The organism is Myxococcales bacterium, assembly GCA_016717005.1.
Taxonomy (GTDB): domain Bacteria; phylum Myxococcota_A; class Polyangia; order Haliangiales; family Haliangiaceae; genus UBA2376.
The window spans coordinates 93,455-116,207 of record JADJUF010000049.1; the positions used below are offsets into that span (position 1 = coordinate 93,455).

17 protein-coding genes are annotated in these 22,753 nt (G+C 74.1%); 9 read left to right on the forward strand and 8 right to left on the reverse strand.

Annotation, left to right across the window (positions count from 1 at the left end):
• Positions 1-35: 35 nt before the first annotated feature.
• From IPL61_39590 to IPL61_39610, 5 genes are all read right to left on the reverse strand, one after another.
• Complete coding sequence (locus IPL61_39590; protein ID MBK9037285.1) at positions 36-314, reverse strand: Trm112 family protein; 279 nt, start codon at positions 312-314, stop codon at positions 36-38.
• An 81-nt stretch (positions 315-395) separates the two neighbouring features.
• Positions 396-3,800, reverse strand: a complete 3,405-nt coding sequence (locus tag IPL61_39595; GenBank protein ID MBK9037286.1) for a CxxxxCH/CxxCH domain-containing protein — start codon at positions 3,798-3,800, stop codon at positions 396-398.
• Positions 3,797-5,389 carry a hypothetical protein gene (locus IPL61_39600; GenBank protein MBK9037287.1) on the reverse strand — a complete coding sequence of 531 codons (1,593 nt, stop codon included), beginning with the start codon at positions 5,387-5,389 and terminating at the stop codon, positions 3,797-3,799. Before IPL61_39600 ends, IPL61_39595 begins: the two co-directional genes overlap by 4 nt.
• On the reverse strand, positions 5,386-7,692 hold the full coding sequence (locus IPL61_39605; GenBank protein ID MBK9037288.1) for a hypothetical protein: 2,307 nt from the start codon (positions 7,690-7,692) through the stop codon (positions 5,386-5,388). The genes IPL61_39600 and IPL61_39605 overlap by 4 nt, the downstream gene beginning before the upstream one ends.
• Positions 7,689-8,990 (reverse strand): SH3 domain-containing protein, encoded by a 1,302-nt coding sequence (locus IPL61_39610; GenBank protein ID MBK9037289.1) that lies wholly within the window; start codon positions 8,988-8,990, stop codon positions 7,689-7,691. Before IPL61_39610 ends, IPL61_39605 begins: the two co-directional genes overlap by 4 nt.
• A gap of 198 nt (positions 8,991-9,188) precedes the next feature.
• Here IPL61_39610 and IPL61_39615 point away from each other — a divergent pair, with 198 nt between their 5' ends.
• The 4 genes from IPL61_39615 (at position 9,189) to IPL61_39630 (ending at position 14,909) form a co-directional block, all read left to right on the forward strand.
• On the forward strand, positions 9,189-9,659 hold the full coding sequence (locus IPL61_39615) for a hypothetical protein (protein ID MBK9037290.1): 471 nt from the start codon (positions 9,189-9,191) through the stop codon (positions 9,657-9,659).
• A gap of 165 nt (positions 9,660-9,824) precedes the next feature.
• Positions 9,825-11,834, forward strand: coding sequence for an NAD(P)-binding domain-containing protein (locus IPL61_39620; GenBank protein MBK9037291.1), 2,010 nt, complete (start codon positions 9,825-9,827; stop codon positions 11,832-11,834).
• Positions 11,831-13,930 (forward strand): 4Fe-4S binding protein, encoded by a 2,100-nt coding sequence (locus tag IPL61_39625; GenBank protein ID MBK9037292.1) that lies wholly within the window; start codon positions 11,831-11,833, stop codon positions 13,928-13,930. The genes IPL61_39620 and IPL61_39625 overlap by 4 nt, the downstream gene beginning before the upstream one ends.
• A 649-nt stretch (positions 13,931-14,579) precedes the next feature.
• On the forward strand, positions 14,580-14,909 hold the full coding sequence (locus IPL61_39630) for a four helix bundle protein (protein MBK9037293.1): 330 nt from the start codon (positions 14,580-14,582) through the stop codon (positions 14,907-14,909).
• Positions 14,910-15,416: 507 nt separating this feature from the next.
• Here IPL61_39630 and IPL61_39635 read toward each other — a convergent pair.
• Together IPL61_39635 and IPL61_39640 are read right to left on the reverse strand one after the other, a co-directional pair.
• Positions 15,417-16,853, reverse strand: coding sequence for an OmpA family protein (locus IPL61_39635; protein ID MBK9037294.1), 1,437 nt, complete (start codon positions 16,851-16,853; stop codon positions 15,417-15,419).
• A gap of 222 nt (positions 16,854-17,075) precedes the next feature.
• Positions 17,076-18,212 (reverse strand): hypothetical protein, encoded by a 1,137-nt coding sequence (locus IPL61_39640; protein MBK9037295.1) that lies wholly within the window; start codon positions 18,210-18,212, stop codon positions 17,076-17,078.
• 107 nt (positions 18,213-18,319) lie between these two features.
• Here IPL61_39640 and hemH point away from each other — a divergent pair, with 107 nt between their 5' ends.
• Positions 18,320-19,363 carry a ferrochelatase gene (gene hemH, locus IPL61_39645; GenBank protein ID MBK9037296.1) on the forward strand — a complete coding sequence of 348 codons (1,044 nt, stop codon included), beginning with the start codon at positions 18,320-18,322 and terminating at the stop codon, positions 19,361-19,363.
• Positions 19,364-19,406: 43 nt separating this feature from the next.
• On the opposite strand, the gene IPL61_39650 is transcribed toward hemH, so the two are convergent.
• Positions 19,407-19,907 carry a hypothetical protein gene (locus tag IPL61_39650; GenBank protein MBK9037297.1) on the reverse strand — a complete coding sequence of 167 codons (501 nt, stop codon included), beginning with the start codon at positions 19,905-19,907 and terminating at the stop codon, positions 19,407-19,409.
• Positions 19,908-20,101: 194 nt separating this feature from the next.
• Between IPL61_39650 and IPL61_39655 the strand changes: the two genes are divergently transcribed.
• From IPL61_39655 to IPL61_39670, 4 genes are all read left to right on the forward strand, one after another.
• Positions 20,102-20,617, forward strand: a complete 516-nt coding sequence (locus tag IPL61_39655) for a DUF3052 family protein (protein ID MBK9037298.1) — start codon at positions 20,102-20,104, stop codon at positions 20,615-20,617.
• 344 nt (positions 20,618-20,961) lie between these two features.
• Positions 20,962-21,453: a hypothetical protein gene (locus tag IPL61_39660; protein MBK9037299.1), complete on the forward strand. Its 492-nt coding sequence runs from the start codon at positions 20,962-20,964 to the stop codon at positions 21,451-21,453.
• A complete protein-coding gene (locus IPL61_39665; GenBank protein MBK9037300.1) occupies positions 21,450-22,292 on the forward strand; it encodes a hypothetical protein in 843 nt (280 codons plus the stop codon). The genes IPL61_39660 and IPL61_39665 overlap by 4 nt, the downstream gene beginning before the upstream one ends.
• 106 nt (positions 22,293-22,398) lie before the next feature.
• Positions 22,399-22,710 carry an antibiotic biosynthesis monooxygenase gene (locus IPL61_39670; GenBank protein MBK9037301.1) on the forward strand — a complete coding sequence of 104 codons (312 nt, stop codon included), beginning with the start codon at positions 22,399-22,401 and terminating at the stop codon, positions 22,708-22,710.
• Positions 22,711-22,753: the final 43 nt, after the last annotated feature.

A 22,753-nucleotide genomic window follows, 5' to 3' on the forward strand; every position in this document is an offset into this window, starting at 1 on the left:
GCCGTGTCGTGAAGGCCGGCGCGTGCGAGATCGCCTCATGCGTTGGCCAGGCCCAGCTCCTGCGCCCGGCTCACCAGCCGGGCGGCGGCGCGCTCGTCGAGGCGCTCGGCCTCCTCGATCAGCAGCACCGGGATGTCGCCGTCGATGCGGTAGCGCAGGCGCGAGGCCGGGCAGAACAGGAAGGCCTCGGCCGGGCGATCGCCGGCCTCGCCGCCGCCGAAGTACACCAGCGGGGCCTTGGCCTCGGGACACGCGAGCACGGCGAGCAGTTCGGGCGCGAGCGACACCCGCGCATGCTGACCGCCGGGCGCCACCACGTCAAGCCATCAGTCGTCGTCACCACCCGCGCGCCGGTCGACGGCGGGTCCGAGGCGCGCCGGCTCGGGATCGCCGGGTCACCAGGTCTTGGTGCCGTGGCACCCGATGTTGCTGCACTTGCGGGTGGTCGGGGTGTAGGTGCCGCGCGCCATCTGCACCTGCTTGAGCCCGTCGACGTGCAGCGCCGGCGCGATGATCTGGTTGCCGGCGTTGACGACCGCGCCGTGGCACTCGCTGCACTTCATGCGCTCGTCGGCGATGTGCTTCTTGTGGTCGCCCGACATCACCTGCGGGTTGTTGCCGGCGTTGTGGCACGAGCCGCAGGTGAGCGCGGTGGTCGAGGTCCAGGTCGCGGTGCCGGCCGAGGTGCGACCGTTGCCGTGGCAGTACAGCGCGCCGCAGGTGGCGGTGGTCGCCGCGTAGGTGCCGGCGGCGTTGAGCGTCGAGTACCGGACCTCGGCGTTGGGCGTGCCGTCGATGTGGCCCGGGGTCAGCGCCGTCGACGGCGTGACGTGGCACGCGCTGCAGGCGTAGGCGGCGTGGTTGGTCGACGCGGTGACGTGGGTCGTGTGCGCGCCGACGTGGCGATCGGTGGCCGCGGTCAAGCCGGTGACGCTGGCCGGTGGCGCGCCGGTCATGTTCTGCCCGCCGCCGTGGCAGAAGACGCAGTTGGTCTGCCAGCTGGCGTGGCAGCCGTTGCACGACACCCCCGACGCGCCACCGGTGAGCGCGGTGCCGTGGCAGCCGGCGGTGGCGCAGCTGGCGGCGCCCTGGGCGTTGAACTCGGCGCCGTGCATCGTCGCCTGGGCCCAGCCGGCCGGGTGGACGGCGGTGACCTGGAGCACGCCGTCGACGTGCAGCGTCGGCATCGCGATCGTCAGGCCGGGGCCGGCCACCGGCGCGTGGCAGTTCGAGCAGTTCGAGTCGGCGGGGTGCGGCGGCGGCGGCGGCGCGCCGTGGCACGAGCTGCACGTCGCCTGGGTGCCGTTGACCAGCGTCCAGCGCGGCGTGGTCGCGGTGCCGCCCGCGGCCAGGGTCGCGCCGTGGCAGTAGCTGCTGGCGCAGGTGGTGCCGTTCCAGGCGGTGCCCACGGCCAGGCCGGTGAACGTCAGCTCGGCCGGCAGCGGCGTGTCGTTGTGGCCGACCGCGCCGACGGTGGCGGGCACGCGGTGGCACGCGGCGCACGCGATCTCGGCGTGGCGCGCCGACGGGCCCAGGTGCTCGCGGTGGGCGCCGACGCCGCGCGCGGTGGTCGCGGTGTTGCCCGCGGTGTCCTGCGGCGGCGCGCTCTCGCCGGCGCCGCCGTGGCAGCTGTCGCACGCCAGGGCGCCGGTGACGTCGAGGTTGCCGTCGATGTGGCGGGCGCCGTCGGTGATCACCATGCCGCCGCCCGGGGTCATCGTGTCGTGGCACTGGCCGCAGTCGGGGTTGCTCGGGTGCGGCGGCGGCGGCGGCGCGCCGTGGCACGACCCGCAGGTCGACTGGGTGCCGTTGACCAGGGTCCAGGTCGGCGCGGTCGCGCTGCCGCCGGCGCCGAGCGTGCCGCCGTGGCAGTAGTTGTTGCTGCAGCGGGTGCCGCTCCAGGTCGTGGCGGTGCCGGCGCGGGCGCTGAACGTGAGCTCGGCCGGCAGCGGCGTGTCGGTGTGGCCGGCGGAGCTGACGCCGCTGGGCACGCGGTGACAATCGCTGCACTCGACCGGCTTGTACCAGGGGCCGTTGGCGAGGTGCGCGCGGTGGGCGCCGACGCCACGCGCGGTGGTCGCGGTGTTGCCGGCGGTGTCGCGCGGCGGCGCGAACACGCCGCCCGAGCCGTGGCAGCTGTCGCAGGCCTGGCCGCCGGTGACGTCGAGGTTGCCGTCGATGTGACGCTCGGGCACCGCGATCACCAGGCCGGCGCCGGGCACCATCGTGTCGTGGCAGCTGCCGCAGTCCATGTTGCTCGGGTGCGGCGGCGGCGGCGGCGTGCCGTGGCACGAGCCGCACTGGCCCTGGGCGCCGTCGACCTGGGTCCAGACCGGGTTGGTCGAGGTGCCGCCCGACAAGGTCGAGCCGTGGCAGTAGGTGTTGTTGCAGCGGGTGCCGTTCCAGACCGCGTTGCCGGCGATCGTCGCGAACGTCAGCTCGGCCGGCAGCGGCGTGTCGGTGTGGCCGACCGAGCTCACGCCGCCGGGCACGAGGTGGCAGGCGCTGCACTCGATCTGCTTGCGCCAGGTCGACGGATCGACGTGGCGGCGGTGGGCGCCGACGCCGCGCGCGGTGGTGGCGGTGTTGTCGCGGGTGTCGCGCGGCGGCGCGGCGTTGCCGGCCGACCCGTGGCACGCGTCGCAGGCCTGGCCGCCGATCACCTGGACGGTGCCGTCGATGTGCTGGGCCGGGTACGCGATCGTCGTGCCGGCGCCGGGCGCCATCGTCGGGTGACACGTGCCGCAGTCGGTGCTGCTCGGGTGCGGCGGCGGCGGCGCCATGCCGTGGCACGACGTGCACGTCGCCTGGGTGCCGTCGACCTGGGTCCAGATCGGCGACGTGCGCTGGCCGCCGGTCAGCGGCAGCGCGCCGCCGTGGCAGTAGGTGTTGGTGCAGGTGGTGCCGGTCCACGCGGCGCCGACGCCGGCCAGCGGGCCGAACGTGAGCTCGGCCGGCAGCGGCGTGTCGCGGTGGCCGAGATCGGCGGTGGCGGTCGGGACGCGGTGGCACTGCGCGCACGCGATCGGCGCGTGCCAGCTCGCGCCGCCGGCCAGGTGGGCCTGGTGCGCGCCGACGCTGCGCAGCGTGGTCGCGGTGCCGCCGGTGGTGTCCTTCGGCGGCGCGGCGTTGCCGCTGCCGGCGGTGCCGTGGCACGAGTCGCAGGCCGTGGCCTCGTTGACCTCGACCCGGCCGTTGATGTGCAGCTCGGGGTACGCGATCGTCGTCGGGTCGCCCGGGTTCATCGACGCGTGGCACGTGCCGCAGTCGGGGTTGGTCGGGTGCGGCGGCGGCGGCGGCGCGCCGTGGCACGAACCGCACAGGCTCTGGCTGCCGTCGACCTTGGTCCAGATCGGCTGGGTGCTGGCGCCGCCGGTGAGCCCGGCGCCGTGGCAGTAGCTGGTGCAGGTGCCGTCGGCGTCGTTCCACGCGCTGTTCTCGCCGAGCCCGGTGAAGGTCAGCTCGGCGGGCAGCGGCGTGTCGAGGTGACCGACCGCGCCGATCTCGGTCGGGACCGTGTGACAGGCCGAGCACTCGAGGCCCTTGTGCCAGGTCGAGCTGCCGAGGTGAACGCGGTGGGCGCCGACGCCGCGCGCGGTGGTCTCGAGCTGGCCGGTCGTGTCCTTCGGCGGCGCGGCCAGGCCGCCCGAGCCGTGACAGCCGGCCGCGCACGACGTGGCCTGGGCCGACGGCGGCCCGGCGTCGCCGCCGTCGAAGGTGCCGAGGTCGCACGCGGCGAGGGACGCGATCGCGACGGCCGCGATGGCGAGGGACGAGGGGCGCGGGGTGAGCGAGCTCATCGGTACCTCCACTGCAAGCGTGCGAACGCCGACACCCACCACAGGCGCGGCCAGGTCACCGGGGCGGCAGCGAACATCGCGTCGGTGTCGAGCAGCCCGCCGTGGGCGTCGACGAGGACCAGCCAGTCGCGGCTCGCGGTCACGGTGACGACCGCGCCGCCGGTCAGGCCGCGTGAGGTCGACGTGCCGTAGCACGTGCGCGGATCGAGCAGGACGCACCCGCCGGCGTCGCCGAGGTCGGCGTGGCGGTGGGCGCTGAGATCGACGACGACCTCGTGGCTGGGCCGGGCCCGCGCGACGATCAGCCGCGCGACCAGCGCGCGCGAGCGGGTCGCCGACGCGTCGCCGACCGGCACCAGCGCGGTGCCGCTGACCTCGACGCGCGCGCCGCCGAGCGAGCGGCGATCGAGCGCGCTCATCGTCAGCTCACCCATCTGCGCCGCCGGGATGGTCAGCGCGCCGCCGCCGGTGAGCGGCACCGCCACCTCGGGCCGCCGGTGCCAGCCGGCCGCGGCGGTCAGCTGGAACCGGGTCGCGGCCGCGGCCACGCTGACGCTGGCGCGGGCCGCGTCCTGCGCGACCCGCACGATCGCCGTGCCGTTCTCGATCTGCCCGACCGCGGCCGGATCGGGATCGGCCAGGTCGTTGGCGGCGGCGAGCGCGAACACCTCGGGCTCGACGTGGTGCCCGGTCAGGGCGACGTCGACCGCGGGGTGCGGCCACAGGTCGAGCCCGGCGCTGGCCTCGGTGAGCCGCGCGCCGCCGGCGGCGACCACGTCGACGATCCCGTGCCAGTAGACGTCGATGGCCGCGCGCGGCCGCGCGTAGCCGCTGGTGGTGAGGAAGCCGCGGCGCCCGTCCTCGGTGGCGGCGCCGGGCACGTCGGCCGAGGCGACCACGCCGACCAGGCCGACGTCGCCGTAGATCGACGCGCGGCGGTAGCCGACGCCGACGCCGCCCGCGACCGGGACCAGCCGGCCGCCGGTCTTCAGCTCGGGATAGTCGGTGGTGAGCGAGCGCGAGCCCCGCTGCGGGTAGGCGCCGGCGAACGCGGTGGCGCGGACCCGCCCCGTCAGCGGCGCCGCCACCGACGCGCCGTCGATCTTGGTGGCCCCGAGCGCCTCGACCACCTGGCGGCCGATCCGCAGCTCGGCCGGCCCGACCGGCCGCGCGTACGACAGCGTCCGGACCTCGTACTCGTCGTCGCCGGCCTGGTAGCGCTCGAGCGTGGCCGCGCGCGCGCGGGCGTCGACGCGCACGGTGCCGCCGGCGACGCGCTCGGCGGTGAGCTCGCCGCGCAGGTCGCCGAAGAACCGCCGCACCGGGCTCGCCGTCGCGGGCGCCGCGCCGTTGGCCACGAGCGGCGCCGCGTCGTCGCCGAGCTCGCGGTACAGGAACGACGACAGCGTCAGCCGCACCTCGAGCTTGGGCGGCGGGCCGCTGGTCGCCGCGGTCTCGGGCCCGGTCGGCGCGGCCGGCTCGGGCGGCGGCGCCGCGTCCTCGACCACGACCGTGCGATCGACGAACTGCGCCCGCGCGACCGCCGGCGCGCCGAGCACCACGACCGCGACGATCGTCGCGCGCGTCACCGACACAGGCTCTGCCCTCCCAGGCCGCGCGCCGGCACCCAGGCCTCGGCGTTGTGGCAGCGGCCGCAGTCGAGCAGCGCGCCGTGATCGGGGTTGGCGACGCCGGTGGCGTCGGCGCGGTGGCAGCTCACGCACAGCGGCGAGACGCCGCCGAAGTTGCCGGCCTGGTGGCAGTCGGCGCACGGCAGCGTGCGGTGGCGCCCCATCAGGTTGCAGCCGACCTCGAGGTGATCGAACCGCGCCGGCGTGAACGCCTGCTGGGTGTGGCACTGGCCGCAGCGCGGCGACAGCGCGCTGGCGTGGACGTCGTCCTGGCGATGGCAGATGACGCACAGGTCGCCCGAGCCGCGGCGGCTCTCGCCGTTGGCGTGGCAGCGCTTGCAGTCGACCCGATCGTGGGCGCCGGTCAGCGAGAACGCGCCGACGTCGTGCAGCGCCGCGACGCTGGTGAACGTCGTCGTCGAGTGGCAGCGGGCGCAGTCGGTGCCGTAGCGGCCCTTGTGCACGGCCGGCTCGGCGTGGCAGCCGCGGCAGTCGGTCGGCGCCGGCTTGAACCGGGTCGAGTCGTGGCAGCTCGCGCACACGACCTGCCGGTGGGCGCCGTCGAGCTTGAACTGCGCGTCGCGATCGTGGCGGAAGGTCAGGCCGCCGTCGACGCGGTGGCACCGCTCGCACGCGCCGAGCTGGCCCTCGTGGATGTCGTCGCCCTTGTGGCAGCCGGCGCCGGCGCAGGTGGTCGCGGTCTGGCTGAAGGCCTTGGTCGGGTGGCACCGCGCGCAGTCGGTGACCGCCGCGTGCTTGCCCTCGAGCTTCCACGTGGTGTCGATCGCGTGATCGAACCCGGTCGGCGCCCAGGTCCCGGCCTCGTGGCAGCGGCTGCAGGTGGTGCCGAGCGTGCCGTGGTGGAGCGAGTCCTCGTGGCACGACACGCCGCACTCGGTCGGCGTGGTCTCGTAGACGTCGTTGGCGTGGCAGCGCTTGCAGTCGACCCGGGCGTGGGCCTTGGTCAGCGGGAACTTCGAGGCGGCGCCGTGGAAGCGCTCGAGCGAGTCGTCGCGCATGCGCTTGGTGCCGGGCGCGGTGTGACAGGTCAGGCACTCGTTGTTGGCGTACTTGCCGCCGTGCGCGGCCTTGTGCTGGTGGCAGCTCATGCAGCCGTTGCTGATCTGGAACTTCTCGAAGTCGGCCGGCTTGCTGCCGCGATGGCAGGTGCGGCAGTCCAGCGTCGCGTGCTTGCCGGTCAGCGCGAACGGCGTCGACGCGGCGTGATCGAACTGCCACGCCTTCTTCCACGCGCGCTGGCTGTGACAGGTCGCGCAGGTCGGCGGATCGCCGAACTGCGCGAACCGCGCGCCGTGGTGGTTGTCGTCGGCGTGGCAGGTCTCGCACTTCGGCGACGGCGCGCGCTTGCCCAGCCGCGCGGTGTGGCAGGCCGCGCACGCGAGCTGGGCGTGATCGCCGGCGAGCGCGTAGCCGGCGTTCTTCTTGTGATCGAACTTGACCACCGCCAGCGACGCCGAGGCCGGCGAGTGGCACAGGTTGCACTTCTTGGTGTCGAACAGCTGGCCGCCGTGCGGGCTGTCGTGGCAGGTCACGCAGTCGCCCTTCCACGCCGGCAGCTTCCACTTGGCCTGCGGGTGGCACTTGCTGCACGCCACGTCGGCGTGGTTGCCCTCGAGCGGCATCGCGGCGTCGCGCGACGAGTCGTGATCGAACTGCTGGTTGCTCTTCTGCGGCGTCCACGCCGACTCGGTGTGGCAGCGATCGCAGCGCAAGAGCGCGGCCCGCAGCGTGCCGTGGGGCTGGTTGTGGTGACAGCCGCCGCAGGTGGGATCGGCGCCGAGGAACGTCCGCAGCCCCTGGCGGTCCTTGGTCTTGTGGCAATCCTCGCACGCGACGGCGGCGTGCTTGGCCTGGAGCTTCCAGCCGGTCTGGCTGTGATCGAAGCCGGCGATGCCGCCGACCGCGCGCCAGCCCATCAGATCGAAGCCGCGGCCGCGGTGCTCCTGGTGGCACAGCTTGCAGTTGCGCCCGGCGGCCTTGGGCGACGCGTGGAAGCCCTTGCCGGCGGCGATGCGGGCCTTGAGGTCGCCGTGGTCGTGGCAGCCCAGGCACTTCTCGGGGGTGATCGAGCGATCGGGCGCGTGGCACGAGGCGCAGCCGTCGGGGTTGTCGAGCGACGCGTGGCTCGACGCGAGCGCGCCCGGCGACGACGTCAGGAAGTCGTCGGCCGCGACCGGGCGCGCGCGCGCGACCAGCACCAGCACCGCGGCCGCCACCACCGTGACCCGCACCCAGCTCACCGCCCGGCCCCGATCCCGATCTCGATGAGCTGCGCGTGATCGATCCGCTGCGCCGACGTGACGTCGGCCCAGCGCTCGGACGCGCCGCTCCAGTCGGTGGCGTAGCGATCGTAGGAGATGCCCGCGAACACCGCGACGTGGGCGGCGACCGTGTAGGCGAGCCGCAGCTCGAGCCAGGCCGCGCCCGCGTCGCTGGTCATGCCGTCGGCCAGGCCCGGGGTCTGGCGGCGTCCGCCCGCGACCGCGAGATCGGCGCGGGCCTCGAGCCGCACCCGCGACCGGGGCGGCACGACCTCGACGCCGAGCCCGGTGAAGACCGCCCACAGCGCCTCGCGCGGCATCCGCCCGGCGTTGGCGACGTCGTCAGCCAGGAACGCGCCGTAGTAGCCGCCGACGCGCAGCTGCGGCACCACCGGGCCGAGGCGATAACCGGCGTGGACCGCGCCCGCGCCCTCGAACATCGTGAACGGGATCGTGCCGGGCGCCAGCGTCGGGCCCGGGTAGTCGATGCCCGGCGACGAGCTGGTGAACCGCGCGCGCGCGTCGGCGCCGAGCCGCACCGCCCCGCGCCCCAGCCGCGGCGTCGCCGCCAGGCCGAGCTCGGCGACGCTGGCGTCGGCGCTGACCGAGTAGTTGGCGAGCCCGCCGGTGGCGTTCGAAGTGAAGCGCTGATCGAGCGAGCGATAGCCGACCGCGGCGGTCGCGTGCAGGGTCCAGGCGCCGGCCGTGACCGCGCGCGCCGGGCCGACGTCGCGCGCCGGGGCGCCAGCCTTCGTCGGCGCCGTGGACGCCGCGGCCGCGCCGGGATCGCCGACCGCCGCCGCCTCGATCCAGCCGACGTGGCCGTGGCCATCGTCGACGTGCAGCCAGCCCGGCGCCGCGCCCGGGATCACGGCCAGGCGGGCGCCGACCGCGACCGGCGCGACCGACGCGGCGCCGCTGGCGGGCTCGGCCCGGACCACGGCGTCGGCGCCGCGGACCTCGACCGAGAGCTGCCGCGACCGCCCGGTCGCCGCGGGCTCGGGCGCCGGGGGCGCGCTCGGCTCGCTCAGCTTGGTGCGTGGGACCCAGCCGACCGACTTGTCGATCTGCACCTTCACCCACCGCCCCTGGATCACCAGCACCTTCACCGTCACACCCGCGGCGTAGGTCGCCACTGCATCCTGGTTCTCACCCGGGTGCTTGCGCAGCGTGACCTCTCCGAGCGTGACCCGGGGATCGGCCTTCTCCTGCGTGTCGGCCCGCGCGACCACGCCGGCGGCCATCACGGCGATCAGGGCTGCGAACGGCGCGCGCATCCGGGGACGCCATTGCATCGATCGCTCCAGATCCATGGAGCTGTGAGGTCAACCACTTGGACGACCGGCCCGATCTGGGCTGGGGCAAATCGGAACGGTCCTGTGCACCCTTTGTACAGTGCCGGGGCCCGTCACCCCACGGATCTCGCGAAGATCGACGGATGCGGCGGTGGTACGCGGGATGCACTTCAGCCGGAGATGCGTGGTGCGCTCCTCTTGCTCGCGGCCAGCCTCGGCTGCAGCGGCATCCTCGACGAGGATGAGGCCAGCTCGAACCCGCTCCTCGACGAGGTGGTCCCGCCGCTGTGCGCCGACCCGGTGGCTGGCGGCGACGGCCACCACCGCCCCGGCGAGGACTGCCTGAGCTGTCACCGCCAGGGCGGCGACGCGACGCCGTACTCGATCGCCGGCACGCTCTACGCCGATGTAGGTGGCACGGCTCCAGCTGTGGGCATCACCGTGCACGTCCTCGACGCGACCGGCGCGGATGTGGCGATGGTGTCGGCCGACAACGGCAACTTCTGGTCGATCGATCCCATCGCCGCGCCCGCGGTCGCGTTCTCGGCGCGCTGCCCCGACGTGATCCCGATGCAGGCCTCGCTGGGCGCCGATCACGTCGGTTGCAACCAGGCCGGCTGTCACACCGCAGGCTTCAGGATCCACCCCTAGCGCGATCTCGCGAACCCACCGACGCTCCATGTCCCTGCGCTGTACCCACGCTCTGTCCGCGACGACGCGCCGGACCCCGGCTATCCTGAGCGCCTGGCGCGACGCAGCTCGGCGGTGCCGCGCTGGAGATCACGTCCTCGACCCGCGCGACGAGCTCTGGCGCCCATGCACCTGACCGTCTTCCTCACGATCGCGCTCGCCGCCGCCGCGCTGCTGGTGCTCGGCGCGCTCTACGACGATCGCCGCGCCCGGCGGCGCCGCTACCACACGGTCGTGGCGCCACGGATCGAGCTGCCGCTCCTGCACTCGATCAACGACGATCGGTGCATCGGCTGCGAGGCGTGCGTCGCGGTGTGCCCGACCAACGTGCTCGACCTGGTGAACCACAAGGTCGTGGTCTCACGCTTCAGCGACTGCGTGCAGTGCGAGCAGTGCGCCAACAAGTGCCCGACGACGGCGCTGGTGATGTACCGCCAGGGTCAGCAGCCGACGACGCTCACCGTGCCGGAGCTCGACGAGCACTTCCAGACCGGCGTGCCCGGCCAGTACCTGATCGGCGAGGTGGCCGGCAAGCCGCTGGTGAAGAACGCCGCCAACCTCGGGCGGGCGGTGGTCGAGCACATCGCGGCGACCTTCGCGGCCGCGGGCGCAGCGGCGGCCGCCGCCGACCACGACGTGGTCATCGTCGGCTCGGGGCCCGCGGGGCTCTCGGCGGGCCTCACCTGCCTGGTGCGCGGCCTGCGCTGCGTCGTGCTCGAGAAGGAGCACATCATCTCGGCCACGGTCGCGCGCTACCCCAAGGGCAAGCACTTCATGGCGGAGCCGTCGATGGCGCCGAACCTGTCGTACCTGCCGGTGTTCGACGCCAGCAAGGAGGCGCTGGTCGCGGCCTGGCAACAGGTGGTCGAGGCGGTGAACCTGCCGATCCGCCGCGGCGAGGCGGTCGAGTCGGTCAAGCGCGGCGACGACGGGATCCTGACGGTCAAGACGACCGTCGCCACCTACCGCGCCCGCGCGGTCATCCTGGCGACCGGGCTGCGCGGCAAGCCCCGCTTGCTCGCGGTCCCCGGCGCCAACCTCGAGAAGGTGCAGTCGCGCCTCGACGACCCCGACGAGTTCGGCGGCCAGCACGTGCTGGTCGTCGGCGGCGGCGACTCGGCGCTCGAGGCCGCGACCTCGCTGGTCGACGCCGGCGCCACCGTGACGCTGTCGTACCGCGGCGACGGCTGGAGCCGCGCCAAGCAGGCCAACCAGGCCCGGGTCGCCAAGCTGTCGTCCGAGGGGCGCCTGTCGGTGCTGCTCAAGTCCAACGTCGCGTCGTTCACGCCCGACGCGGTGACCATCAAGCTCGCCGACGGCAGCACCTCGACGGTCCCCAACCAGCAGGCGTTCGTGCTGATCGGCGCCGACACGCCGGTGACCTGGCTCGAGGGCCTGGGCGTCCGGTTCGTCGAGCGCCCCCACCTGTACGCGCTGGGCAGCACCGAGGGCGTGGTCGAGCGGATCTCGCCGACCGCGACCCAGTGCCCGCGCGATCCGGCCCAGGCCATCGCCCAGATCCTCGGGCGGCCGGTGCCGCGGCCGGCCAAGCCCGGGCGCCTGCGCACGGTCGTGGGCGAGGTCGTGCACAAGGTCGATCAGGTCGCCCACGACGTCTGGCACGAGGTCGGGACGTCGGTGACCGCGGCCCCGGTCCTCGACGGCGCCCGCCACCGGCGCGCCGGCTCGCGCGCCGAGCTCGACTGGACCGAGGACTCGGTGGTGGCGGCGATCGATCGCCTCGGCGACTTCGCGCCCGAGCCCACGCAGGCCGAGCGGCCTCGACGGCCGCGCACCGCGCGCGCGGTCCGCGACGTGACGATGCAGGTGCCGCGCCGCACCGAGGACAGCGTGATGGCGGTGCTGCACGCGCCCGGCCGCGACCGCACCGGCTCGGTGCCGCGGATCGATCGCGATGGCACCGGCTCGGTGCCGCGGATGATCGCCACTCGCGAACGCTCGGCCTCGATGGCGCGCGCGGTGCCCAGCCGCGATCGCTCGGCGCCGGTCCAGCGGCTCGAGCCCGGCGCGGTCCGGGCGCTGCCGCTCGCGCCCCCGCCCGCAGCGCCGGCGCCGGCGGCCGAGTTCGACGACGGCCCCACCACCGTGGGCTGGACCGCTGAGCAGCGCCGGTGAGCGCGGCCCCCGCGACCGCGCCGCGCGCCGCGGCCGGCGCCGATGAACTGGCCGCGCGCCTGGCCGCGGTCCCGGCCCTGGCCGAGGTGCCGCCGGCGGTGCTGGCGCCGCTGCTCGCGTCGGGCGCGATCGCGGTGGTGACGATGGCGCGCGACACGGTGGTCGCGCCCGCGGACGACGCGGTCGTGTGCGTGGTGGTCGCCGGGCAGATCTCGCTGGCGCTGTTCGATCGGACGACGCTCGAGGCGCGCCTGGCCCAGCGCCAGCGCGACGCGATCGCCGGCGAGAAGGACGGCTCGCTGATGCCGCCGCGGCCGCTGGCCCAGGTGGCGCTGCGCAACCTGGCGCTGTTCACCGCGGGCGAGGCCTGGAACCCGGTCGCGGTCGCGGTCGACGGCGACGACGCCCTCGCGGCGTTCGCGCTGTCCGAGGCCACGGTCGTGACCCTGACCGCGCAGGCGATGGCGCACCTCACCGCCACCGCGCCCGGCGCCGAGCGCGCGCTCGGGACCGCGTTGGCCCACACCGGCAAGCGCCTGCAGGCCCTGGTCGGCGTGCGCCAGGAGCTGCTCGACTTCTACCTGCGCAACGGCCTGTCGGTGGCCGGCCCGTCGGTGCGGGTCCGCCAGCTCGACCTGTGCATCGACTGCAAGCAGTGCGAGGACGCGTGCGAGGAGCGCCACGGCGCCCGGCGCCTGACCCTGGGCGGCTTCGAGCTGGGCCTGGTCGACTTCGTCTTCACGTGCCGCACCTGCGCCGACGCGCGCTGCCTGACGCCGTGCGAGCACGACGCGATCAAGCGGCACGCGACCACCGGCGAGATCCAGATCGACGAGCAGCGCTGCATCGGCTGCAGCCTGTGCGCGCTGTCGTGCCCGTACGGCGCCATCGACATGGTCAACGTCGCCGAGCCCGAGCTGCCGAGCTACCAGCCGGCGTTCAAGGCCCGGCTCGACAAGGCCGGGCGCCTGACGTTCGGCCCGGGCAAGGGCCGGGCGGCGCCGGCGCGGCGCATCGCCAACAAGTGCGACCACTGCGCCGACCACGGCGATCAGGCGTGCGTGTCGGCGTGCCCGACCGGCGCGCTGATCGAGATCGCGCCCGCGGGCCTGTTCGTCGAGCGCCCGACCACGACGCCGAAGCGCCGCCGCCGCCTCGACGTCCTCCCGAGCGCGCCGTTCACCGAGGGCCTGCACGTCCACGACGGCGGCCTGGCCCGGATCAAGGTCCGCCGCCTGAGCCGGCTGATCTGGCTGCTCGGCCTCGGCGCGTTCCTGGCGGTGCTGGTCGAGGTGCTGCTGCGTCGCTACCTGCCGACGTCGTCGGTGAGCTACCGGCTCAACCGCCTCGACGGCCTCGAGCCCGAGATCGCGGCGATGAACGTGAGCTACCTGGCCGGCTCGAAGCTGGCGCTCACGTGCGGCTACGTCGGCACGGCGTTGATGGTGCTGTCGATGGCGTACGTGCTGCAGCGCCGGTTCGGCTGGTTCTACCGCACCGCCTCGAACCAGTTCTGGCTCGACGTCCACCTGATGACCGGCATCGTCGGCCCGCTGTTCATCGTGCTGCACTCGGCGCTGCGCCTGACGACGTGGGTGTCGATCCCGTTCTGGAGCATGAGCGCGGTCGTCGCGTCGGGCGTGCTCGGCCGCTACCTGTACACGCTGGTGCCGTCGCTGTCGGCGCGCCACGACCTGGCGATCCTCGAGCAGCGGCGCGTCGTCAGCGACGTCGCCGTCGACCACCCCGAGGCCGCGCGCGTGGCGCAGGTCGACATGGAGGCCGAGACCGGGCGCGCCGAGCGCTCGTGGGACGTCGGCCTGGTGATGCTGCTCGGCTGGGTGCTGTGGGACGACCTGCGCCGGATGCTGGCGCGGCGCCGCCTGCGCCGCCAGCTCCGCGGCCACGCCCCCGGTCGCGTCGCGCGCCGCCTCGTGCGCGCCGTCGATCGCGTGGTGTTCTACGAGCGCCGCAAGGTGCTCGCGCCGCGCTCGAAGGCGCTGCTCAAGGCCTGGAAGCGGGTCCACATCCCGTTCTCGATGGTCCTGCTCGTGACCATGCTCGTGCACATCGCGATCGCGCTGCGGATCGCCTGAGGACCCGGAGCCGGAGCCGGAACCGGAGCCGGAGCCGGAGCCGGAGCCGGAGCCGGAGTCGGAGCCGGAGCCGGAGCCGGAGCCGGAGCCGGAACCGGAACCGGAACCGGAGCCGGAGCCGGAGCCGGAGCCGGAACCGGAGCCGGACCCGGAGCCGGAGCCGGAGCCGGACCCGGAGCCGGTGCCGGAGCCGGTGCCGGAGCCGGAGCCGGTGCCGGAGCCGGAACCGGAGCCGGAGCCGGAGCCGGAGCCGGAGCCGGAACCGGAACCGGAGCCGGAGCCGGAGCCGGAGCTGGAGCCGGTGCCGGAGCCGGGTGCCCCGCGCGTGAGCGTTCGCGTTCGACTCTGCGCTCGATGACCTGACCGTCGCGGCGGTCGTCGGTGTTGCGCCTCGTGCCTTGCGGCCGCGTGCGCGCCGAGCGATCCGCCCGCGGTGCGTTGATTCCTCGAGGACGATGGCTTCAGCCCTGGCGCCTCTGGGCGGGGTTGGGCTCGCCCCCGCGGCCCCCGCGCACGTCCCGTGCCCACGCGCCGCCGGGATGCGATGGCGGGTTGAGCGACGCGCTGGAGGGGCGGCGCGGTCGGGCACGGGCCCTGCGCGTCGGGCCGCGATGGGGCGTGAGCCCAACCCCACCCCAAGGAGTCCACCATGTGTGAAGCCAGCGTCGTCGCCCTCGAGTTCATCACCGCCCTGCGCGCGGTCGTCGCCCAGATCGCCGCGCACGATCCCGACCTGGCCAGCCAGCTCCGGCGGGCGGCCAGCTCGGCCGCGCTCAACACCGCCGAGGCCTGGCGCCGCAGCGGCCGCGATCGTGCGATGCGCTTCCGGATCGCCGCCGGCGAGTGCGACGAGGCCGCCACCGCCGTCCGCATCGCCCAGCGCTGGGGCCACGTGCCCGACGACGCCGCCGCGCCCGCCCTCGCCCTCGCCGACCGCCTCGCCGCCATGCTCTTCCGCCTCCAGCACCCGCGCCGGTGAGCGCCGGCCCAAGCCGGCTCGGTCCGGTTTCCGGACCTGGCGTCCGGTTTCCGGACCACGGAGCCGGAGCCGGAGCCGGAGCCGAAGCCGGACCCGGAGCCGGAACCGGAGCCGGGCCGGTGCCGGAGCCGGAACCGGAGTCGGAACCGGAACCGGAGCCGGAACCGGAACCGGAACCGGAACCGGAGCCGGAACCGGAGCCGGAACCGGAGCCGGAGCCGGAGCCGGACCCGGAGCCGGAACCGGAGCCGGACCCGGAGCCGGCAACCGGAGCCGGAGCCGGAGCCGGAGCCGGAGCCGGAACCGGAGCCGGAGCCGGAGCCGGAGCCGGAACCGGAACCGGAACCGGAACCGGAACCGGAGCCGGAGCCGGAGCCGGACCCGGAACCGGAGCCGGAGCCGGCAACCGTCCCCCGGCGATCGACCGGTCTCCGAAACGCCAAACGCCCCGGCTCGTCACCGGGGCGTCGAGAACGATGGAGCTCTTCGGAAGAGCTCCGCGGAACCTTACTGGTTCAGGTCGGAGAGCAGCTTGAACTCGACGCGGCGGTTCTTCGCCTGCGCGGCCTTCAGCTTGCCACCCTTGAGGCCGTCGATCGGCGACGACGGCATGGTCTCGCCGTAGCCCTTGGCGATGACGCGGTCGCCGGCGACGCCCTTCGACTCGAAGTACGCCTTGACCGAGTCGGCGCGCTGCTGCGACAGCTCGAGGTTGGCGTTGTCGTCACCGACGTCGTCGGTGTGGCCCTGGATCTCGAGCTTGATGTCCGGGTAGTCCGCCATCACCTTGACGGCCTTGTCGAGGATCTTGTTCGAGGTCTTCACGATCTCGGCCGAGCCGGTCTTGAAGTTGATGCCCTTGATCACGCCCGTGAACTTGGCGAGCGCGGCCGGAACCTCGTCGGGGCAACCGTCGGTGTCCTGGTAGCCGTTCTTGGTCTCCATCTTGTCGGGGCAGGTGTCGCTGCCGTCGAGCACGCCGTCACCGTCGTTGTCCGGATCGGGGCAGCCGTCGTCGTCCTGGAAGCCGTCGGCGTCCTCGGCCTCGGTCGGGCACTGGTCCGAGCCGTCGGCGATGCCGTCACCGTCGTTGTCCGGATCCGGGCAGCCGTCCTCGTCCTTGAAGCCGTCGGCGTCCTCGGCGTCGGTCGGGCACTGATCCGAGCCGTCGGCGATGCCGTCACCGTCGTTGTCGCCGTCCGGGCAGCCGTCCTCGTCCTGGAAGCCGTCCATGTCCTCGGGGTCGTTCGGGCACTGATCGGCGTCGCCGATGATGCCGTCCTTGTCCGGATCGTCATCGACGGGCGGCGGCGGCGGGGTGTCGTCGACCGGCGCGGCCTCCTTGCGACCGAACTCCTTGTAGACCGACAGCAGGATCTCGCCGTCGAGCGCCGCGCTCTCGTTCTTGCTCGAGGGCGGGAACAGCAGGCGGCCGTCGACCCGGAGGCCCCAGCCGTTCTCGACGCGGTACTTGGCGCCCACGCCGACGTACAGCGCGGCGTCGGTGTCGAGGTCGATGCGGTCCTCGCGATCGCTGGACAGGACCTTGGTGGCGCCGCCGCCGAGCACGACGAAGGGCAGCACCTTGTTGGTCGGGTCCGCCGCGCGGAACTGCGCGATCACGTGACCGCGGAGGGTCCCCGCGAACACGTCATAGACCAGGTTGCGGTCCTCGGTCGGCATGATGCCGGCCTCGGCCTCGACGCCGATCATGTCACCGAACATGAAGCCCAGGCGAAGGCCGAACAGCGCCGTGTTGCGCAGCGAGGTCGCCTTGACCGTGTCGGGGACGCCGAGCTCGTTGTTGATGCTGAACACGTGGAGGCCGGCGGTGGCGCCGACTTCGACATTGGCGTGAGCCGTCGAGGCGGTGAGCCCGGCCAGCGCGACCCCGGTTCCGAGGGCGGCGACATTCATCATGCGGCGCAGGAGTGGCAATCTCATGGGAGTCTCGTTCCTTTGGTTGCTAGTGCTTCCAGAGCCGCCCCGGGGCCGTCGTGATGAGCCTCCACCCAGGCGGGCGTTTCGATGGTGCGTGTTTATCGGGAAGACAAGCAAGTTTCCAGTCCTAGGCGCACTTTCTGGCACATGATCCCCTACGCGTACCCTGCGACGTACCCATCACATCCCGAGGCGGGATCAATGATCATGGCGCGTTAGGCGAGTTCAGCCGCGAGCGCGACCTCGGAAGTAGTCGGCCGCGACGGAGAGTCGCTCCGGGATCGCCTGCCGACGTGCCTTGGCCAGGTCGCGCGACACGCTGTAGCGGAAGGGTGCGTCAGGTGCGACGGCCAGCGACTTCGGCAGGTACAGCGTCGCGCACGCCGGACCGCCGCCGGCCTTGCCGAACAGCTCGAACAGCGGCACCGCGTGGTTGGTCAGGCCCAGCTTGGTCATCGCGTCGAGGAAGCTGGCGCTGACCCCCTCGGGCACCAGCAGCCCGGCGCCGACCTGGCGCGAGTTGCCGGCGTAGGCGCGGACCGCGTCGTCCATGCCGATCGGCACGGTCCGCCCGAGCGCGCCGAGGACGCGATCGTGCCCGTCGCTCCAGAGCCCGCCGGCGTAGTGGACCAGGACCGGGTCGCCGCCGGGCGGCCGCGCGCCGAAGTGGACCGTGTCGCCGTGGAAGTGCGGGTAGACCAGCTCGGCGAACACGCGCGCGTCGGCGGGCACGCCGGCGTGATCGGCCGCGAACGCGACGCCCTCGCGGGAGCTGCGCTGCGACTTCGGGCCGACGCCCTGGTCGTAGTGGCCGGGCACGGCGTAGGTGAGCACGACCTGCTCGCCGACGACGGCGACGTCGGCCATGCCCTCCCAGCGGTGCGGGTTCGCGGTGATCTCGAGCGCGCTGCCGCTGGCGTCGGCGATCCGGCCCAGCAGCACCTCATAATAGGAGGCCTCGCCGCGCCGGTGCGCCAGCATGTGCTGCATCACCGCGCGGATCGTCCGGTCGCGCACCGTCACCCACGGGCCGTTGGCGGTGAACACGCGCCCGGTGGCCACGTCGGCCAGGTTGCCCAGCACCTCGCGCGAGCCGGCCGGGCGGATGTCGCCGCCGCCGTCGACCTCCAGCGCCGCGTGGCCCAGGTACCGATCGTCGACCTCCTCGAACTGGTAGAGCGCGTCGCCGCCGCACGCGACGATGCCGTCGCAGATCGACAGCCACTCGTCGTACGCGGTGCGCGGTGAGTACTCGAGATGCGTGACCTCGCTCTTGTAGTTCGCGCCGGCCTTGTTGCAGGTGGCAGGCACGGGCGGACGGACGATCAGGAGATCGCCGTAGACATCGGCCAGAGCAGACATGGGCGCGCACTGTACTCGATCTCCCTCCGCGGCTCGCCCGGCCCGGATCCCGAACCGCACCGCGCGTGCGCATCGGCCGCGACGTCGGACCGTGCTACACACCGCCGGTGGCGGACGGTCTGCTCCTGATCAATCTCGGCACCCCGGACGACCCGAGCCCGGGCGCCGTCCGGCGCTACCTGCGCCAGTTCCTCGGCGACCCGCGGGTCCTCGACATGAACGCCGTGGGGCGCGCGCTCCTGCTCAACCTGATCATCTTGCCGACCCGCCCGCGCAAGAGCGCGCACGCGTACCAGCAGATCTGGGACGCCACCCGCGGCTCGCCCCTGCTCTACAACAGCCGCGATCTACAGGAGGCGGTGGCCGCGCGCCTCGGCCCCGGCTGGGTGGTCGAGCTCGGCATGCGCTACGGCAACCCGTCGATCGCCAGCGCGCTGGATCGCCTGATCGCCGCCGGCGTCGAGCGCATCGTCGCGCTGCCGCTGTTCCCGCACACGGCGTCGTCGTCGAGCGGCAGCGCGCTCGAGGAGCTGTACCGGCTCGCGGCCGCGCGCCTGACGGTCCCGCGCCTGCTGACGGTGCCGGCGTTCCACGACGACGCCGGCTTCCTCGACGCCGAGGTGGCGGTGGCCGCGCCGGTCCTCGCGGCCCACCAGCCCGATCACGTGCTGTGCTCGTTCCACGGCCTGCCCGAGCGCCACATGCGCGCCGCGGATCCGGCCGGCGATCGGTGCCTGGCGACGACGTCGTGCTGCGATCGCCTCGACGCCGGCAACCGCGACTGCTACCGCGCCCAGTGCTACGCCACCGCGCGCGCGCTGACGACGCGGCTCGGGCTGCCGGCCGAGCAGGTGTCGGTCGCGTTCCAGTCGCGCCTGGGCAAGATCCCGTGGATCCGTCCCTACTTCGACGACGCGCTGATCGAGCTGGCGGGCCGGGGCGTCAAGCGCGTGGTCGTGCTGTGCCCGGCGTTCGTGGCCGACTGCCTCGAGACCGTCGAGGAGATCGGCATGCGCGCCGTCGCGACCTGGAAGCAGCTCGGCGGCGAGGAGCTGGTGCTGGTGCCGTCGCTCAACGCCAGCCCCGACTGGGTCGAGGCCGTGGCCGCGATGGCGCGCCGCGCCGCCGGGACCTCCGATCAGAGGGTGTGACTGTTTCGGTCGAGCACCAAGTTCGGCGACGAACCCGCAGCGCTCAGACGTCGGTCAGCGCGTAGCCCTCGGGCTGGGTCTTGCCGTCGAAGCCGTCGGCGTCGGGCCCGATCGTCGCACCCACCTCGGCCCGCCCGCGCACGGTCCACTGGGCCTCGACCGCCGGGCAGACCCGGAACGGCAGCCGGCTCGGCGGCACCGGCGGCCGCGCCGCGAACGCCGCGACGCACGCGACCACGCGCCCGCTCGGGGTCCGGGGCGTCAGCCGACGCAGCGCCGGGAGCCGGCTCGCCAGCGGCGCCAGCGCCTCGGTGATCACCACGATCGGCGGCAGATCGCACAGGTTCGACACCGCGCCGAGCACCCGCTGCTCGTCGACCGACGGCGGCTCGTAGAGCATCGCCGCGACGGCGGTGTCGTCGAGCACCGCCAGCGCCTGCAGGAGCGACTCGGTCTGGACGACCTCGAACCCGCCCGCGGTGAGCCCGCGGACCCAGGCGGCCCGCGACAGGCTGGGACGAGCGACGACGAGCACGGTCGGCATGGCGCCCCTTGTACGTCCGGGCCGGTCACCGTGTCGGGGCGCGGCGGGATGCCGACGGGCGCTGAGCGGGTAGTCGGACGGCGCGCGGGCCCGCCGAGCCCGGCAACCGCCCGGATCTGCTGGCGCGATCCTCCCCTCAAAGACTCTCGTCCCGGCCATTGCCAGGCCGGGTGGAGCGGGCATCATGGGTCGCCATGGCCGGGTACTCGGGTACACCTCTCGCGAAGAAGCTGGGCATCAAGCCCGGCCACGCGGTGGTCGTGCTCGGCAAGGAGCCGGCGTCGTTCGCCACCAAGGTCGAGGTCCCCGAGGGCGCGCGCGTGTTCCGGCAGCTGCGCCAGGGCCCGATCGACGTGCTCGTCTACTTCGTCGATCGCGTCACCGAGCTCGAGCGTCGGTTCGCGGTGCTGACGTCGCGGATGCACCCCGACGGCGGCCTGTGGATCGCGTGGCCCAAGAAGGCCTCGAAGCGCCCGACCGACATCACCGAGGACGTGGTCCGCCGCATCGGCCTGGCCGGCGGTCTCGTCGACAACAAGGTGTGCGCGATCGACGACGTCTGGAGCGGCCTGCGGCTGGTCGTGCGCGTCGAGAACCGGGCCGCGGTCGCGTACCGCGCCGAGCCGCCGCTGTCGGTGCGCCAGCGCCGGGCGACCAACGCGGGCGGCGCCAGCGGCTCGTCCGGTCGCCGCGCCGAAGCCCGTCGCTGACCCGCGCGTCACCGAGCGCGGGGTGTCGTGACCACCTCGCGCCTGGCCGACGGCGCGCTCGCCGCTGACGCGTGGGCCGCGCGCGCCTGGCCGACGGCGCGGTCGCCGCTGACGCGTGGGCCGCGCGTCACCGCGCGCGGGGTGTCGTGACCACCTCACGCCTGGCCGACGGCGCGCTCGCCGCTGACGCGTGTGCCGCGCGTCACCGCGCGCGGGTGTTGTGACGACGTCGCGCATGCTCGACCGAGTGTGGTGGGGCCGCCACACGCACGGACGCACGGCGCCTGATGTCGCGGGCCTCACCGCCTCGGCGGGTGGTGCGCGGTTTGCACCAGCTCGGCCCCATGCCGTCCATCGCCGTGCTCGTCGGGTCGGTTGCAGCCGTCGGACTCCTGGGCTGCGCCACATATTCACCAGGCAGCTTCGCCGCACGCGGTGAAAGCTTCACAGGCCAGCTCGCGACCATCGGCTGCCTCGACCTCGCCGTGGCCGGCACGCGCGACGCCGTCGCGCCCGGTCCGGTCGTCGACTTCCAGTTCGGCAACCGCTGCGATCACGCGGTCCACGTCGATCTCTCCGCGGTGCGCGCCACCGGCCGCACCTCCGCCGGCGAGCGGGTCGCGCTGGTCGCGTACGATCCCTACGGCGAGATCGCGCGCCAGAAGCTCGAGGCCCGGGGCATCGGCCGCGAGCGCCTCGAGTACCGGAGCGCGCGCGACTTCGGCACCGATCTGATCGAGGTGTGCGTCGAGGTCGGCCAGATCACCGAGGGCGGCGCCCCGTCGATGATGTGCGTCGCGCCCGAGCCCGGCCGCGTCGCGGAGGTGACGCCGTGATCGCGCGCGTGGTCGTCGCCACGGTCGCGCTCGGCCTGGTCCGGGTCACGGTCGCCCACGCCTGCGGTGGCTCGTCGAGCGGCGACTCGTCGAGCGGCAGCTCGTCGAGCGACGGCGGCGGGTCGAGCAACTCCGACAGCGGCTACGTCACCAGCGCCGCGCCCGCCTGCTACGACACCACCGACGTGCACGGCTACCGGCAGTGCTCGTCGTTCGGCGCCGGCTGGGCCATCCCCGAGCACATGCCCGCGCTGGCGCTCGAGCTGTCGACCTGGAGCGCCCGGGTCGACTTCGGCGACGTCGACGTCGGCGGCACGGTCCACCACTCGTTCGGCGCCGACTACGCCTACCGCGTCGTCGGCGAGGATCTCGGCGACCAGGCCCTGGCCACCGGCGCCAAGCTGCGCCTGCTCGGCCACCGCGGCCGCGTCTACGTCGGGATCGAGGGCGGCGTCGCCGCCGTCATGGCCGACGACCGCACCCAGCAGATGGCGACCAGCGACGCGATGACGTCGCTGCGCTCGAGCGCCGACACGATGATCATGGGCGGCGCGGTGCTGGGCGTCGATCATCCGATGGGCCGGCTGTCGCTCGGCGCCGAGCTCATGGCCGGCGGCCAGGGCCTGGTGGTCGAGGCCACCAGCGTCCGCGGTGCGTGCGAGACCACCGAGCGCCACGTGGTCGGGCGCGGCCTCGTCGAGGGCCGGGTCCGCGCCGACGTCTGGCTGACGCCGTGGATCACCGTCGGCGGCTTCGCCGGCAAGGACGTGATCTCGGGCCAGACCTCGGCCGGCCTCGGCATCGGCGGCCACATCCGCGCGTTCGACGGCGGCCGGTAGGCGCGCCGACCAGCCGACGGTCGACCGCCTCGGTGCCGGCGCCCGCGCGGCCGGCCCTGGCCATGACGGCGGCGCCCCGCCCGCGGCGCCGTGGTAGAGCGCAGGCATGTTCATCGCGATGAATCAGTTCCGGGTCCAGGCCGATCGGACCGACGACTTCGAGCGCGCGTGGCGCGAGCGCGACTCGTACCTCGACGGCGTCGCCGGCTTCCTGCAGTTCCACCTGCTCAAGGGCGGCACCGAACCCGGCGGCGCGCAGCTCTACTCGTCGCACGTGCAGTGGACCGACGAGGCGGCGTTCCGCGCCTGGGTCGGCAGCGACGCCTTCCGCAAGGCCCACGCCCAGGCCAGCCTCAAGGACGTGCTGATGGGGCCGCCGACGCTGTCGGGCTGGACCACGGTCGACCTGGGCCGCTGACGCCCTGGGCCGCTGACGATCCGCCCGCGGTTGCGCCGGCCCC

Bases quoted from the DNA above. Each gene is read 5' to 3' on its own strand.
- IPL61_39595 (MBK9037286.1), bottom strand. From the start codon at position 3,800: ATGAGCTCGCTCACCCCGCGCCCCTCGTCCCTCGCCATCGCGGCCGTC.
- IPL61_39610 (MBK9037289.1), bottom strand. From the start codon at position 8,990: ATGCGCGCGCCGTTCGCAGCCCTGATCGCCGTGATGGCCGCCGGCGTG.
- IPL61_39615 (MBK9037290.1), top strand. From the start codon at position 9,189: ATGCGTGGTGCGCTCCTCTTGCTCGCGGCCAGCCTCGGCTGCAGCGGC.
- IPL61_39620 (MBK9037291.1), top strand. From the start codon at position 9,825: ATGCACCTGACCGTCTTCCTCACGATCGCGCTCGCCGCCGCCGCGCTG.
- IPL61_39630 (MBK9037293.1), top strand. From the start codon at position 14,580: ATGTGTGAAGCCAGCGTCGTCGCCCTCGAGTTCATCACCGCCCTGCGC.
- IPL61_39635 (MBK9037294.1), bottom strand. From the start codon at position 16,853: ATGAGATTGCCACTCCTGCGCCGCATGATGAATGTCGCCGCCCTCGGA.
- IPL61_39640 (MBK9037295.1), bottom strand. From the start codon at position 18,212: ATGTCTGCTCTGGCCGATGTCTACGGCGATCTCCTGATCGTCCGTCCG.
- IPL61_39650 (MBK9037297.1), bottom strand. From the start codon at position 19,907: ATGCCGACCGTGCTCGTCGTCGCTCGTCCCAGCCTGTCGCGGGCCGCC.
- IPL61_39655 (MBK9037298.1), top strand. From the start codon at position 20,102: ATGGCCGGGTACTCGGGTACACCTCTCGCGAAGAAGCTGGGCATCAAG.
- IPL61_39660 (MBK9037299.1), top strand. From the start codon at position 20,962: ATGCCGTCCATCGCCGTGCTCGTCGGGTCGGTTGCAGCCGTCGGACTC.
- IPL61_39670 (MBK9037301.1), top strand. From the start codon at position 22,399: ATGTTCATCGCGATGAATCAGTTCCGGGTCCAGGCCGATCGGACCGAC.